The organism is Burkholderia sp. AU28863 (assembly GCF_002223195.1).
Lineage (GTDB): Bacteria > Pseudomonadota > Gammaproteobacteria > Burkholderiales > Burkholderiaceae > Burkholderia > Burkholderia sola.
This window is the reverse complement of the sequence record NZ_NKFE01000002.1, coordinates 144,759-158,976: the sequence shown is the minus strand read 5'-3', so window position 1 is coordinate 158,976 and position 14,218 is coordinate 144,759. Positions and strand designations below refer to the sequence as shown.

General features: G+C 67.1%; 15 protein-coding genes. 8 read left to right on the top strand and 7 right to left on the bottom strand.

Features of this window, described 5'->3' with window-relative positions; genetic code table 11:
* Nucleotides 1–27 precede the first annotated feature (27 nt).
* The 4 genes from CFB81_RS02130 to CFB81_RS02115 form a co-directional block, all read right to left on the bottom strand.
* Nucleotides 28–651 carry an HAD family hydrolase gene (locus tag CFB81_RS02130; protein WP_069619482.1) on the bottom strand — a complete coding sequence of 208 codons (624 nt, stop codon included), beginning with the start codon at nucleotides 649–651 and terminating at the stop codon, nucleotides 28–30.
* Nucleotides 648–1,199: a cysteine hydrolase family protein gene (locus CFB81_RS02125; protein ID WP_069619481.1), complete on the bottom strand. Its 552-nt coding sequence runs from the start codon at nucleotides 1,197–1,199 to the stop codon at nucleotides 648–650. The genes CFB81_RS02130 and CFB81_RS02125 overlap by 4 nt, the downstream gene beginning before the upstream one ends.
* A 77-nt stretch (nucleotides 1,200–1,276) precedes the next feature.
* Nucleotides 1,277–3,091, bottom strand: coding sequence for an aminopeptidase P family protein (locus tag CFB81_RS02120; protein WP_069619480.1), 1,815 nt, complete (start codon nucleotides 3,089–3,091; stop codon nucleotides 1,277–1,279).
* A gap of 18 nt (nucleotides 3,092–3,109) precedes the next feature.
* On the bottom strand, nucleotides 3,110–3,364 hold the full coding sequence (locus CFB81_RS02115) for a hypothetical protein (RefSeq protein ID WP_006477062.1): 255 nt from the start codon (nucleotides 3,362–3,364) through the stop codon (nucleotides 3,110–3,112).
* A 171-nt stretch (nucleotides 3,365–3,535) separates the two neighbouring features.
* On the opposite strand from CFB81_RS02115, the gene CFB81_RS02110 reads away from it, so the two are divergent.
* The 7 genes from CFB81_RS02110 to CFB81_RS02080 all read left to right on the top strand — a co-directional run bounded on the left by CFB81_RS02110 (nucleotide 3,536) and on the right by CFB81_RS02080 (nucleotide 9,646).
* Complete coding sequence (locus tag CFB81_RS02110; protein WP_069619479.1) at nucleotides 3,536–4,300, top strand: response regulator transcription factor; 765 nt, start codon at nucleotides 3,536–3,538, stop codon at nucleotides 4,298–4,300.
* Between the two features lie 26 nt (nucleotides 4,301–4,326).
* Nucleotides 4,327–5,625: a glutamyl-tRNA reductase gene (gene hemA / locus CFB81_RS02105; RefSeq protein ID WP_006477063.1), complete on the top strand. Its 1,299-nt coding sequence runs from the start codon at nucleotides 4,327–4,329 to the stop codon at nucleotides 5,623–5,625.
* A gap of 93 nt (nucleotides 5,626–5,718) precedes the next feature.
* Complete coding sequence (gene prfA / locus CFB81_RS02100; RefSeq protein WP_006477064.1) at nucleotides 5,719–6,801, top strand: peptide chain release factor 1; 1,083 nt, start codon at nucleotides 5,719–5,721, stop codon at nucleotides 6,799–6,801.
* 7 nt (nucleotides 6,802–6,808) lie between these two features.
* Nucleotides 6,809–7,651: a peptide chain release factor N(5)-glutamine methyltransferase gene (prmC, locus tag CFB81_RS02095; RefSeq protein ID WP_089434475.1), complete on the top strand. Its 843-nt coding sequence runs from the start codon at nucleotides 6,809–6,811 to the stop codon at nucleotides 7,649–7,651.
* A 67-nt stretch (nucleotides 7,652–7,718) separates the two neighbouring features.
* On the top strand, nucleotides 7,719–8,030 hold the full coding sequence (grxD, locus tag CFB81_RS02090; protein ID WP_006477066.1) for a Grx4 family monothiol glutaredoxin: 312 nt from the start codon (nucleotides 7,719–7,721) through the stop codon (nucleotides 8,028–8,030).
* Between the two features lie 24 nt (nucleotides 8,031–8,054).
* Entirely contained in the window at nucleotides 8,055–8,651 is a 597-nt protein-coding gene (locus CFB81_RS02085; RefSeq protein ID WP_089434474.1) for a UbiX family flavin prenyltransferase, read from the top strand.
* Nucleotides 8,652–8,854: 203 nt separating this feature from the next.
* Nucleotides 8,855–9,646, top strand: coding sequence for a class III extradiol ring-cleavage dioxygenase (locus tag CFB81_RS02080; protein WP_089434473.1), 792 nt, complete (start codon nucleotides 8,855–8,857; stop codon nucleotides 9,644–9,646).
* A gap of 118 nt (nucleotides 9,647–9,764) precedes the next feature.
* Here the strand turns inward: CFB81_RS02080 and CFB81_RS02075 are convergent, their stop codons facing one another.
* The gene (locus CFB81_RS02075; RefSeq protein ID WP_069619475.1) at nucleotides 9,765–11,363 is read right to left on the bottom strand and encodes an APC family permease; all 1,599 of its coding nucleotides are present in this window, start codon (nucleotides 11,361–11,363) and stop codon (nucleotides 9,765–9,767) included.
* A 420-nt stretch (nucleotides 11,364–11,783) separates the two neighbouring features.
* Here CFB81_RS02075 and CFB81_RS02065 point away from each other — a divergent pair, with 420 nt between their 5' ends.
* On the top strand, nucleotides 11,784–11,987 hold the full coding sequence (locus tag CFB81_RS02065; RefSeq protein ID WP_006477070.1) for a cold-shock protein: 204 nt from the start codon (nucleotides 11,784–11,786) through the stop codon (nucleotides 11,985–11,987).
* 110 nt (nucleotides 11,988–12,097) lie between these two features.
* On the opposite strand, the gene CFB81_RS02060 is transcribed toward CFB81_RS02065, so the two are convergent.
* Nucleotides 12,098–13,348, bottom strand: a complete 1,251-nt coding sequence (locus CFB81_RS02060; RefSeq protein ID WP_069619474.1) for an Hsp70 family protein — start codon at nucleotides 13,346–13,348, stop codon at nucleotides 12,098–12,100.
* A 184-nt stretch (nucleotides 13,349–13,532) separates the two neighbouring features.
* Nucleotides 13,533–14,138 carry a nitroreductase family protein gene (locus CFB81_RS02055; protein ID WP_069619473.1) on the bottom strand — a complete coding sequence of 202 codons (606 nt, stop codon included), beginning with the start codon at nucleotides 14,136–14,138 and terminating at the stop codon, nucleotides 13,533–13,535.
* Between the last annotated feature and the right edge of the window lie 80 nt (nucleotides 14,139–14,218).

The following is a 14,218-nucleotide window of genomic DNA, read 5'->3' as shown; positions in this document are numbered from 1 at the left end:
TTTTATCCCGCGTCGCTTCCCCGCCGCTTACACCAGCGCGCCTAATTCGCGCAGTCGGGTCTCGGTCGCCGCCGCGCTCGTGTGATGAATGCCGTGCCAGCCGAGCGCCGTCGCAGCCGCCGCGTTGTGCGCGTTGTCGTCGATGAACACGAGCTCGTGCGGCGCGATGCCGGGCAGGTGCGGATCGATCCGCGCATGCATCTCGCGATAGATCGCCGGATCGGGTTTCACGAGCTTCACGCGGCCGGACACGACGATGTCCTTGAACCGGCGCAGCACAGGGAAGTTGTCCCATGCATACGGAAACGTCTGCGCGGACCAGTTCGTCAGCCCGAACAGCGGCATCCCCTGCGCGTCCAGCCGGTCGACGAGGGCCGCGCCCTCTTCGAGCACGCCGCCGATCATCTCGTGCCAGCGCGCGTAGAACGCGCGGATCAGCGCCTCGTGCTCCGGAAACTTCGCGACGAGTTCGGCCGTGCCTTCCTCGATCGTCTGCCCGCCGTCCTGGCGGACCACCCACTCCATCGCGCACACGTGTGTGAGGAACCAGCGGCGCTCGGCGGCATCGGGAATCAGCTGACGGTAAAGGTACTCGGGGCTCCAGTCGATCAGCACGCCGCCGAAATCGAACACCACTGCCTTGATCGTCATGCGAACTCCGTGGCGAGCACGTCCGCGAGCGGACGCGGCGTCACCGCGTTGCCCGACAGCGAATTGTTGTGCCAGATGAACTGATGGTGCGCGACGATCTGCGCCGCCGACAGGTGGGCGCGCTCGTTCGTCGTGTGCAGGTCGGACACGACGGTCGTCCGGTAGCCGAGCAGCGCGGCACGGCGCGCGGCCGAATCGACGCAGAACTCGGTCGCATAGCCGCAGATCAGTACCGAACGGATGCCGTGGCGATCGAGCTGCGCGGCGAGCGGCGTGTCGTGGAACGCGTCGCTCGCCTGCTTGCGCACGCGCCAGTCGTCGCGGCCGACGACCAGCCCCGCATGCAGTTCCCATCCCGGCGTGCCGGGCACGATGTCGTCGTCCGCGTCGCCGTCGTGCTGCACGAAGCACACCGGCGCGTTCGCCGCGCGCGCCGCCGCCGTCAACCGGTTGATGCCCGACACCACATCGTCGAGCCGGTACGCGGGCTGCGTCCGCTCCACCAGCCCGCGCTGCATGTCGACCACGATCACCGCAGTGTCCGCCATGGCTTGCCCTCGCTGTCATTGTCCGGACGTCGTCCGATCGTTGCCGGATCGCCATCCGGCCGTTCCCGCGCGCTGCGTCAGATCGGCTGCGTGCGCGCATCCAGCCACGCCTTCGCGTCGCCGCTCAGATGCCGGCCGACGCGCTCGCGCACCATCGCGTGATACGTGTTCAGCCACGCGCGCTCTTCGTCGTGCAGCATCTCGATCAGCACGCAGCGCGTGTCGATCGGGCACAGCGTCAGCGTCTCGAACGCGAGGAAATCGCCGAACTCCGTCTTCCCGGCCGCACGGTTCACGACCAGGTTCTCGATCCGGATGCCCCACTGGCCCGGACGGTACACGCCCGGCTCGATCGACGTGATCATCCCCTCTTCCATCGCCGTGTACGGCTCGGCCGGCGCGTAGTGCGAGATGACCTGCGGACCTTCGTGCACGTTCAGGAAGTAACCCACGCCATGCCCGGTGCCGTGGCCGTAGTCGAGCCCGGCCGCCCACATCGGCGCACGGGCGATCGCGTCGAGCATCGGCGAGCGGATGCCGCGCGGGAAGCGGGCGCGCGACAGCGCCATCATCGATTTCAGCACGATCGTGAAATCGCGCCGCTGCAGGTCGCTGACGGCGCCGACCGGCACGACGCGCGTGATGTCCGTCGTACCCGTCATGTACTGGCCGCCCGAATCGATCAGCAGCAGGCCGTCGCCGGCGATCGTCGCGTGCGACTCGCGCGTCGCGTGGTAGTGCGGCATCGCGCCGTTCGCGTTGAAGCCGGCGATCGTCGCGAAGCTCGCCGACACGTAGCCGGGGCGGCGGGCGCGCGCGGCCGTGAGCTTCTCCTCGACCGTCAGCTCGGTGATCGTCTCGCGATTGACGGCCTGTTCGAACCACGCGAAGAATTCCGCGAGCGCGGCGCCGTCGTGCTCCATCGTCACGCGCACGTGCTCGATCTCGGCGGACGTCTTGCGCGACTTCGCGAACGTCGACGGATTCACGGCCTCGACGAGCTTCACGCCGGCCGGCACGGCCTCGAGCGTGCCGAACGTCACGCGGCGCGGATCGATCAGCAGCGTCGCGCCGTCGGGCAGCGCCGCGAGCGACGCACGCGCGGCATCGTAGGCGCGGACGTCGACGCCATCCTGCGCGAGCGACGCGGCCAGCGCCGACGGCACCTTGCCGTCGGCGACGAACAGCGTCGCGCGATCGGCGCCGATCAATGCGTGCGCAACGAACACCGGATTGAAGTTGACGTCGGCGCCGCGCAGGTTGAACAGCCACGCGAGATCGTCGAGCGTCGACACGAAGTGCCATTGCGCGCCCTGCGCGTGCATCGCGCGGCGCACGTCGGCGAGCTTGGCCGCGCGCGTCGTGTCGGCCTGCGGCGCCACGTGCTCGAACACCGCGTCGCCGGGCAGCCCCGGCCGCTCCGGCCAGATCGCGTCGAGCAGGTCGACGTCGGTGCGCAGCGCGATGCCGCGCGCGCTCAGCGCGGCCGTCAGCCCGCGCGCGGCCGCGACGCCGAGCACGGCGCCATCGACGCCCACCGTCTCGCCGGCCGCCACGTTCTGCGCGAGCCAGTCGACGTGCGGTGCGCTCTGCTGCCCGCCCGTCATCTTCATCAACTGCACGCCCGTGCCCGCCAGCTCGGCGTCGGCCTGCACCCAGTAGCGGCTGTCGACCCACAACCCGGCGAACTCCGCGGTCACGACCAGCGTGCCGACCGAGCCCGTGAAGCCCGACAGCCAGCGGCGCGCCTGCCAGCGTTCCGGCAGGTATTCGGACAGATGGGGATCGGCGGACGGCACGAGATAGGCGGCCAGGTTCTCGCGGGCCATGGCGCCGCGCAGCAGCGCGAGACGGGCCGGCACCGGCGAGACTTCGGGGAGACGGGCATTCATGATTTCACCTGAGAGCATTCAGCGACGGGCCGACAGCGCGACCGTCACGGCTACGGCGAGGAACGCGACGCCGGTGCAGACCGGCCATTCGAGCGTCTCGCCATCGTAAAACAGTCCCGAGAGATTGCCGACCATGCGGGCGGCGGCCGCGCCCACGATGCCGACGAGCACCGCGATCCACCACGCCGGCCGCCCCGTGCGCCGCATCGGATGCAGCCAGCGGCCGAACAGCCCGACGGCCGCTCCCAGGACAAGGATTCCAAACCAGTTCATTCAACGCCTTCTATAAATTCAGATTCGTCCCATAGGCGTGAACGTTGCCAGCGGCTAGCATCGATTCATCCATCGAACCCGAGACCAGCCGGGCGCCGCGAACATTCGAGTGTAGGGGCCGACTCGACGTTATGGCAAGCGCACACCGGCTGCCGTATTGAAGAAATCGTCATGCGAATCGCTCTGATCGATCCGGAGCCGCGTCATAGCGCACTCCTGAACCGCCTGCTCTTCGCAGGCGGTCACGTGTGCCACGCGTTTCCGTCCAGCACCGCATTCTTCGAGTGGCTCGCCGCCGACAACACCTGCGACATGCTGATCACCGGCCACTGGGCCGGGGACCAGCCGGCGCAGGAAGTCATTCCGCGCGCGCAGGCGATCCTGCCCGGGTTGCCGGCCATTGCCATGATGCAGTCGGCGCGCGAGAGCGAAGTCGTCTCGTGCCTGCACGCGGGCGCCGACGATTGCCTCGTGCGCCCCGTGAGCGGGCCCGAGTTTCTCGCGCGCGTCAATGCATTGAGCCGGCGCGCGGGCGTACGGCGGACACCCGCCCGCTCGCGCGAAACGTATGGCGAATACGCATTCGACGCCACGCATTGCCTCGTGCGTTTCGGCAACGCAATCGTTTCACTCACGCCGAAGGAGTTCCGTTTCGCGCAGTTGCTACTCACGAACGTGTCGCGGCCCGTGTCGCGCGCCCACATCCTCGAAACGGTATGGGGCCGCCGCCGCGACATGAAGTCGCGCACGCTCGACACGCACGCGTCCCGGCTGCGCAGCAAATTGCAGCTGCTTCCGGAGCGCGGCTACCGGCTGCTGCCGCTCTACGGCTTCGGCTATCAGCTCGATCGCGTACCGATCGAGCCCCCAAATTCGCGGCCCCGCCACGCGGATGCCCGGTATGCAACGAGTGAGGAAATCACCGAAACGCTATAATATGGGGCTAAACGATAGCCCTCGATATGCAACTCCTCACGATCGGAATCAACCACCACACTGCGCCTGTCGCCCTGCGCGAACGCGTGGCGTTTCCGCTCGAGCAAATCAAACCGGCTCTCGTCACGTTCAAGAACGTGTTTCTCGGCCCGCAGGCGCCCAATACGCCCGAGGCGGCGATCCTCTCCACCTGCAACCGCACCGAACTGTATTGCGCGACCGACGATCGCGCGGCCCGTGAAGGCGCGGTCCGCTGGCTGTCGGAATATCACCGGATTCCGGTCGACGAACTCGCCCCGCACGTCTATGCCCTGCCGCAGTCGGAAGCGGTCCGGCACGCGTTTCGCGTCGCATCCGGCCTCGATTCGATGGTGCTCGGCGAGACCCAGATTCTGGGCCAGATGAAGGATGCCGTTCGCACCGCGACGGAAGCGGGCGCGCTCGGCACCTACCTGAACCAGCTGTTCCAGCGCACGTTCGCGGTGGCGAAGGAAGTGCGCGGCACGACCGAAATCGGCACGCAGTCGGTGTCGATGGCCGCCGCCGCGGTTCGCCTCGCGCAGCGGATCTTCGAAAAGGTGTCGGATCAGCGCGTGCTGTTCATCGGCGCCGGTGAAATGATCGAGCTGTGCGCGACGCACTTCGCCGCGCAAGGCCCGCGCGAACTCGTCGTCGCGAACCGCACGGCCGAACGCGGGCAGCGGCTCGCCGAACGCTTCAACGGCCGCGCGATGCCGCTGGCCGACCTGCCCACGCGCATGCACGAATTCGACATCATCGTGTCGTGCACCGCGTCGACGTTGCCGATCATCGGCCTCGGCGCGGTCGAGCGCGCGGTGAAGGCGCGCCGTCACCGGCCGATCTTCATGGTCGACCTTGCGGTGCCGCGCGACATCGAGCCCGAAGTCGGCAAGCTGAAGGACGTGTTCCTTTACACCGTCGACGATCTCGGCGCGATCGTGCGCGAGGGCAATGCATCGCGCCAGGCCGCGGTCGCCCAGGCCGAAGCGATCATCGAGACGCGCGTGCAGAATTTCATGCAATGGCTCGACACGCGCAGCGTCGTGCCGGTGATCCGTCACATGCATACGCAGGCGGACGCGCTGCGCCGGGCCGAAGTCGAGAAGGCGCAGAAGCTGCTCGCGCGCGGCGACGACCCGGCTGCGGTGCTCGAAGCGCTGTCGCAGGCGCTGACCAACAAGCTGATCCACGGCCCGACGAGCGCGCTCAATCGCGTCAACGGCGCCGATCGCGATTCGCTGATCGACCTGATGCGCGGCTTCTACCAGCACGCGCCGCGCTCGAACGACCAATCCGGCCACTAGCGCCGCCCGGTCGCCCTGCGGCCGGCCTGTCGTTGTCCTGCCGCCGGCCTATCCTTTCCGAATACCCCTTGCCCGGGAGCGTCGCTCCACACCATGAAGACGAGCATGCAACGCAAGCTCGACCAGCTGTCCACACGGCTGGCCGAACTGAACGACCTGCTGAGCCGCGAAAACGTCACGGCCGACCTCGACCAGTACCGCAAGCTGACGCGCGAACATGCGGAACTCGGCCCGGTCGTCGAGCAATACGCGTTATGGCGCCAGTCGCGCAGCGACGAGACGGCCGCGCAGGAACTGCTCGCCGATCCGTCGATGCGCGATTTCGCGGAAGACGAAATCCGCAGCGCGCGCGAGGGCATGGCGCGCCTCGAGACCGAGCTGCAGAAGATGCTGCTGCCGAAGGATCCGAACGACGACCGCAACATCTTCCTCGAAATCCGTGCGGGCACGGGCGGCGACGAATCGGCGCTGTTCGCGGGCGACCTACTGCGCATGTACCTGCGCTTCGCGGAACGCCAGCGCTGGCAGGTCGAAATGATGTCGGAGAGCGCGTCGGATCTCGGCGGCTACAAGGAAGTGATCGTGCGGATCGCGGGCCAGGGCGCGTATTCGCGCCTGAAGTTCGAATCGGGCGGCCATCGCGTGCAGCGCGTGCCGGCCACCGAGACGCAGGGACGCATCCATACGTCCGCGTGCACGGTCGCCGTGATGCCGGAAGCCGACGAAATCGGCGAGGTCGAGATCAATCCGGCCGACCTGCGCATCGACACGTTCCGCGCGTCCGGCGCGGGCGGCCAGCACATCAACAAGACCGATTCGGCGGTGCGCGTCACGCACATCCCGACCGGGATCGTCGTCGAGTGCCAGGACGACCGCTCGCAACACAAGAACAAGGATCGCGCACTGAAGGTGCTCGCCGCGCGCATCAAGGACAAGCAGTATCACGAGCAGCACGCGAAGGAAGCGGCGACGCGCAAGAGCCTGATCGGTTCCGGCGACCGCTCGGAGCGAATCCGCACGTACAACTTCCCGCAGGGCCGGATGACCGACCACCGGATCAACCTGACGCTGTACCGGCTCGAGGCGATCATGGACGGCGATCTCGACGAACTGATCGGCGCGCTCGTCACCGAGCATCAGGCCGAGCTGCTCGCGTCGCTCGGCGAAGCCGACTGAGGCCGCGATGTCCGACACCACCGCCGACGCGCTGCTGCGCGCATCGCCGCTTGATCCGGTCGATGCGCGCGTGCTGCTCGCCCATGCGCTCGGCTGGACCCGCACGCAGCTGATCACGCGCGGCGACACGCCGCTCGACGCGGCCGCGGTCGAGCGCTACCGCGCGCTCGAAGCGCGCCGCATCGCCGGCGAGCCCGTCGCGCAACTGGTCGGGATGCGCGAGTTCTTCGGCCGCCCGTTCGACGTGACGCCCGACGTGCTGATCCCGCGCCCCGAAACCGAGCTGCTCGTCGAAGCCGCGCTCGATGCGATCGGCGGGCTGCCGCACGCCGCCGTACTCGACCTCGGCACCGGCAGCGGCGCGATCGCCGTGTCGATCGCGGCCGAGCGTCCCGATGCGCGCGTCTGGGCGCTCGACCGTTCGCCGGCCGCGCTCGCGGTCGCGCAACGCAACGCCGACAAACTGCTCGACGCGCGGCGCCCCGGCGGCCCGCTGCGGTGGCTGCAGAGCGACTGGTACGCGGCGCTCGATCCCGCGCTCGCGTTCGATACGATCGTCAGCAACCCGCCGTACATCGCGCAGCACGACCCGCACCTCGCGCAAGGCGACCTGCGTTTCGAGCCGCGCGGCGCGCTCACCGACGATGCCGACGGCCTCAGCGCGATCCGCACGATCGTCGCGGGCGCCGGCGCGTATCTGAAACCGGGCGGCACGCTCTGGATCGAGCACGGCTACGACCAGGCCGCGGCCGTCCGCGCGATCCTGGCGTCGCACGGCTTCGTCGCGGTCGAGTCGCTCCCCGATCTCGCCGCGATCGAACGCACGACCGGCGGCCGCCTGCCGGGCTGATGCCCGGCCCGCCCGGTTGAAATCCGCTATCATTTCGATCTAACGCCCCGCAAACGCAAGGTCAGTCATGGACACCCAACAACGTATCAAGCAAATCGTCGACGAAAACCAGGTCGTGCTCTTCATGAAGGGCAACGCGCAGTTCCCGATGTGCGGCTTCTCGGGCCGCGCCGTGCAGGTGCTGAAGGCCTGCGGCGTCGACCAGTTCAAAACGGTCAACGTGCTCGAGGACGACGAAATCCGCCAGGGCATCAAGGCATTCTCGAACTGGCCGACCATCCCGCAGCTGTACGTGAAGGGCGAATTCATCGGCGGCTCGGACATCATGATGGAGATGTACCAGTCGGGCGAACTGCAGCAACTGTTCGCCGCCGCTTAACACGCGGCACCCGTCCTCGTTTCGATGGCATCTCCCAGCGCGCCGCCACGCCGGCTGATCGTCGCGATCACCGGCGCCACCGGCGCGATCTACGGCGTGCGGCTGCTCGACCTGCTGCGCGCCGCCGGCGGCGTCGAAACGCACCTGCTGGTTTCGAACGCCGGCTGGCTCAACATCCAGCATGAATTGAAGCTGCCGAAGGCCGATGTCGAACGCCGTGCCGACGTCGTGCATTCGGTGCGCGACGTCGGCGCGACGATCGCGTCGGGCTCGTTCGCGACCGACGGCATGGTGATTGCGCCCTGCTCGATGAAGACGCTCGCGAGCGTCGCGCACGGGTTGTCCGACAACCTGATCACGCGCGCGGCCGACGTCACGCTGAAGGAACGCCGCCGTCTCGTGCTGATGGTGCGCGAAACGCCGTTCAACCTCGCGCATCTGCGCAACATGACCGCCGTCACCGAAATGGGCGGCATCGTCTTCCCGCCGCTGCCCGCGTTCTATGCAATGCCGAAGACGATCGAGGAACTCGTCGACCAGACCGTCGCGCGCGTGCTCGACCTGTTCGCGCTCAGCGCGCCGCTCACGACACCGTGGGCCGGCATCCGTCACGCGCAGTAAGCCGCACCCCTTCTGCGCGGATCTCCGCCGATCCGCACGTCAATTCCGTCGATTTCCCGCCTTTTGATGCGAACCAGCACTCGAACGCGTGCCGTCGTCACCATTATCAACAAAGAAGCGTCAATCAAATTCCAAGGCGCGGATTTATCAATGTACGGTGTGCGCCTATAGTCACAGGCAACCCCCTTTTGCAGGTCACCACCATGAACCGCTTGCCTTCGCTGTACCTGTCCCACGGCGCCCCGACACTGCCGATCGACCCGGCGCTGCCGTCCGGCGCGTTCACGCATCTCGGCGCCGAGTTGCCGCGCCCGCGCGCGGTGCTGATGCTGTCCGCGCACTGGGGCACGCAACAGCCGGTCGCGAGCGTCGCCGCGCATCCGGACACGATCCACGACTTCTACGGTTTCCCGCAGGCGCTGTACGACATCCGCTATCCGGCGCCGGGCGCCCCCGACGTCGCCGAACGCGCGGCCGCGCTGCTGAACGCGGCCGGCATCGCGACCGCGACGACCGAACACGGCCTCGATCACGGCGCGTGGGTGCCGATGCTGCTGATGTTTCCGGAGGCCGACGTGCCGGTCGCGCAACTGTCGATCCAGCCGCGCGCGAACGCTGTGCATCACTTCGCGCTCGGCCGCGCGCTGCGGCCGCTGCGCGACGAGGGCGTGATGGTGATCGGCTCAGGCCAGATCACGCACAACCTGCGCGCCGCCGATTTCGGCGCGGCGCCCGAGGATGCGGACCCGCGCGTCGCGGAATTCACCGACTGGTTCGAGGCGAAACTCGCCGCGCGCGACGTCGATGCGTTGCTCGACTATCGCCGGCAGGCGCCGCACGCGGCGCTGATGCATCCGACCGACGAGCACCTGCTGCCGGTCTTCACCGCGCTCGGCGCGGCGGACGACGACTACCGGCTCGGCATCCAGTCGCTCGGCACCTACCAGCGCGTGCTCGCGATGACGAACTACGTGTTCGCGAGCGCCGACGCCTGAACCCGAACGGCGACGCAACCGCAGAGGCAGCCAGCAAAAAGCCCGCCCGAGCATCGCGCTCGGGCGGGCTTTTTTGCGCTGCATCCCGCCGCCGCCGAATCCGGCGACAGGTCACGCGTCAGACACCGACCCCTTCGAGGATCTCGTCGTGCGACTCGCGCTCGTCGAGATACTGGGTCCGGTAGCCGGTATTCACGCCCCAGAAGTAGAACACCAGAGAAATCGCCGCGACGATCAGCATGTCCCAGCCATACGGCAGGTAGCCATGACCGCCGAACTCCTTGCTGCCGATCAGCGACAGCACGGCCATCGTCGGCAGGTACGCGACCAGCCACCACGCGGCTTTCAGGTCGGCGCCCCAGCCGGTCCAGCCCGACTTCGCCTGGAAGTAGAAATACACCGGCAGCGCGACGATCATCAGCAGGATGATTTCGCCCGTCAGCGGCCACTTCGCCCAGTAAAGGATCAGCGACGCGCACACGAACGCGAACGGCGCGATCAGCTTCATCAGCGGAATCGACAGCGGACGCTCGATGTCGGTCGCCGAACGGCGCAGCGCCATCAGGCTGATCGGGCCGGTCAGGTACGAGATCACCGTCGCGACCGAAATCACCGCCGCGAGCGAGCTCCAGCCGCGGAAGAAGAACAGGAAGATGAACGACACGAGCAGGTTGAACCACATCGCCTGGCGCGGCACGCCGTAGATCGGGTGCACGTTGCCGAACATCTTCGGCATCGTGTTGTTGCGCTCCATCGCGTAGATCATGCGGGTGGTCGTCGCCATGTAGGTCGTGCCGGTGCCGCTGGGGCTGATGAACGCGTCGACATACAGCAGGATCGCGAGCCAGTTCAGGTTCAGCGCGATCGCGAGTTCCGCGAACGGCGACGAGAAGTTGAAGTGCTCCCAGCCCTTCGCGACATCGGCCGGGTTCACCGAACCGATGTATGCCATTTGCAGCAGCACGTAGATCACGAGTGCGAGCAGGATCGACGTGATCACCGCGAACGGCACGCTGCGCGACGGATTGCGCGCCTCGCCGGCCAGGTTCACCGGGCTCTGGAAGCCGTTGAACGCGAACACGATGCCGCTCGTCGCGACCGCGGTCAGCACGGCCGACCAGCCGTACGGCGCAAAGCTGGCATTGGACGCAGTGCCGAGGTTCTCCGCATGGAAGCTCGACAGCATCAGGCCGAGGATCGTGAGGCCGGGGATCAGGAACTTGAAGATCGTGATCGCGGTGTTCGCCCGCGCGAAGGCCTTGACGCCCCAGTAGTTCAGCATGAAGTAGACGACGACCAGCACGGCCGACAGCAGCAGCCCGAGCGTCTGTAATTCGCCGTTCACGAACAGGGCGTGCGCCCACGGATACGGCCACGTGCTCATGTACTGGATCGACGCTTCGGCCTCGATCGGGATCACGGATACGATCGCGATCCAGTTGGCCCATGCGCTGATGAAGCCCACCAGCGAACCGTGCGAGTAGCGCGCGTAACGCACCATGCCGCCCGATTCGGGGAACATCGCCCCCAGTTCCGCATACGTCAGCGCAATCGCGAGAATCACGACGGCGCCGATGATCCATGCGCAGATCGCCGCCGGACCGGCGATCTTCGCGGCCTTCCAGGCACCGAACAGCCAGCCCGAGCCGATAATCGAACCCAGCCCCGTCAGCATCAATGCAAACGGGCCGATGTTCCGTTGAATAGAACTCTTCACATCCTCTCCTGTGTCTCAAAAAGCATGGTCGGCCTACGGTCCGGGATCGGCTCGGAGCGCACCGCGCACGCATTCTTGGGGGGGAGGGTCACCCGATCGGGGCAACCCGTCCACGCGGCGCGTAGTTTAACGGTTGCACCTCGAACATGGCGCCAAAATCGATCGACCCCTACAAAAAATTCGCATCGCTTGCAAGCTTTGTAAACCGGATATCCGCAATAACCCTGAGAGCATGGGAATACGGTTGACCGTCAGACGGATTAGCCGTATAAAGAACTTCGCAGGATTTCAAGTGGCGAGTGAATTGGTTCTTTCGTAGTTCGCCCATCAACGGTACTCCGGTTGGTCCTATTACCCCTTCCTTGATTTTCCGCACCCCATGGGCTTCGGCCCCGTTTTATCTTTTTAGGAACAAGTAACATGGCAACCGGTACCGTCAAGTGGTTCAATGACGCAAAGGGCTTCGGCTTCATCACCCCGGAAGGCGGCGGCGACGATCTGTTCGCGCACTTCTCGGAAATCCGCGTCGAAGGCTTCAAGACGCTGCAAGAAAACCAGAAGGTTGAATTCGAAGTGAAGACGGGCCCGAAGGGTCTGCAAGCTGCGAACATCCGTCCGGTCTAAGCTTGGCGCGATCATTCGTGTAAAAAAGCCCCGCTTCGGCGGGGCTTTTTGTTTTTGGGCGCCGGGTTGTCCTACATGGCAGCGCAGGGCGGCCCGTAGCCGCCCGCCGTTCAGCCGAAGAGTCGCTGCGCGTGAATGCCGAGCCCCGTCGCGACACTCGCGAGGCGATCGCCGAACACCGGCTGCGCATCCGGGAACGCGCCGGCGAGCGCGCCCGACAGGAACGCGAGCCCCGTCGAACCGCCGGTAAAGTACAGCGCACCGACATCGCGCGGCGCCACGCCCGCGAGCCGCACGGTCTCGCGCGCGGCGTCGACGATGCGCGCGGTATCGTCGCGGCTCGCGTCGACCAGGCGATTCGCGTCGAATGCGATCAGCAGGTCTTCTTCCACGTCGTTCAGGTCGATCATCGTCTCCCCGCCCGCCGCGACGCCGATCTTTGCTTCCTCCGCGCGCGCCATCAGCGCGTGCCCGAGCCGCTGCTCGACCACGCTCGTGAGCCGCTCGTACTGCCGCACGTCCTGGTACAGGTGCTTCATCAGCTTCAGTTCGCCGATCCGCTTCGGCGTGTAGACGGTGTTGATCAGGTGCCAGGTCGCGAGATCGAAGTAGATCTTGTTCGGCAGCTCGCGCCCTTCCGGGTCGAGCGAACGATAGCCGAATGCGGGCAGGATCGCGGCCAGCTCGACACGCCGGTCGTAGTCGGTGCCCGCGACGTGCACGCCGTGGTGCGCCAGCACGTCGTCCTTGCGCTCGAGCCGCGCCATCCGCTGCGGGCCGACGCGCACCAGCGAGAAGTCGGACGTGCCGCCGCCGATGTCGGCGACCAGCACGAGACGCTCGGCCGGCTGACGCGATTCGTAGTCGAACGCGGCAGCGATCGGTTCGTACTGGAAGTGAACGTCCGCGAAACCGACCGATTGCGCGGCCGCCTCGAGCTGATCCTGGGCGAGACGGTCTGCGCGCGGATCATCGTCGACGAAGAACACCGGCCGGCCGAGCACCGCGCGGCCGATCGGCGCACCCGCGCGCGCTTCGGCCTTGCGCTTCAGGTGCGTCAGGAAGCGCGCGATGATTTCGGTGTACGCGATCGCGCTGCCGTCGCCGAGATCGGTCGTCGTTTCAGCGAGCGGCGAGCCGAGGATGCTCTTCATCGAGCGCATCAGTCGGCCGTCGAAACCATCAATATAGGAAGCCAGCGCCGCCCGGCCGTATTCGACCGTCTCTTCGTCGTTGTTGAAGAAGATCGCGGTGGGCAGCGTCAGGTGGTCGCCCTCGACGGGCGCGAGGCGCATGCCATCGCCGTCGGGCAGCGCCACGGCGGAATTGGACGTGCCGAAATCGATCGCGCAGTAAGTCATGGGAAATTGCCGCAGCAGGGCCGGCGCGAAAACGGAAAGGACGGGCTTTTTAACATGAAGCCCGCGGGATCACAACCGGGGCCGGCCACCGGGGTCGCGCACGGGCGCAGGCGGCGGCGCGCGGCGTGGCGCGCCGGAAACAGGCGCGGACAGGATGCGCGACGCAGCCTGCCCGCCCGCGGGGTCAGGCCGCCGCGTCGAAGCTCTTCTTCCACGCGCCCGCGTAGACGACTTCGCCGAGCGCGTGGCGCGTGCGCGGCGCCTTCTCGCGGTCGCGCAGCACGGGGTCGAGCTTGTCGACATTGCCGTAGTGGCCGAGCGAAATGATCGACACGATCGCGACATCCGCCGGAATCGCGAACGCGTCGCGGAATGCCTTGGCGTCGAAACCGCTCATCTGGTGCGCGGCGAGGCCGAGCGCGTGCGCCTGCAGCACCAGCGACATCGCGGCGGCGCCGGCGTCGTACAGCGCGGTCGGCGCCGGCTCGCCCTTCGGCGTCAGCGTGTGCGCGGTGACCGCGATCAGCACCGGCGCCGGTGCATTCCAGCCCTGGTTGAACGGCACCAGCGTCGCGAACGCGCGCTTGAACGCGTCTTCGTCCTGGGTGCGATCGAATACGATGAAACGCCACGGTTGCGCGTTGTACGCGGACGGGGCCCAGCGTGCCGCTTCGAGCACCGCGTGGAGATCGCCGGCGCTGACGGCTTCATCCGAATACGCGCGGGGGCTCCAGCGGCCCGCGATCAGATCGTGAATCGAAACAGTGGTGGGAGCAGGTTTGACGGACATGCGGTTCCTCGCTGACATCGATGAAGGGGCGCGAACGCCCGGCGAACCGCAAGCATACCCGCTTGAGCGACAGCGCGCCC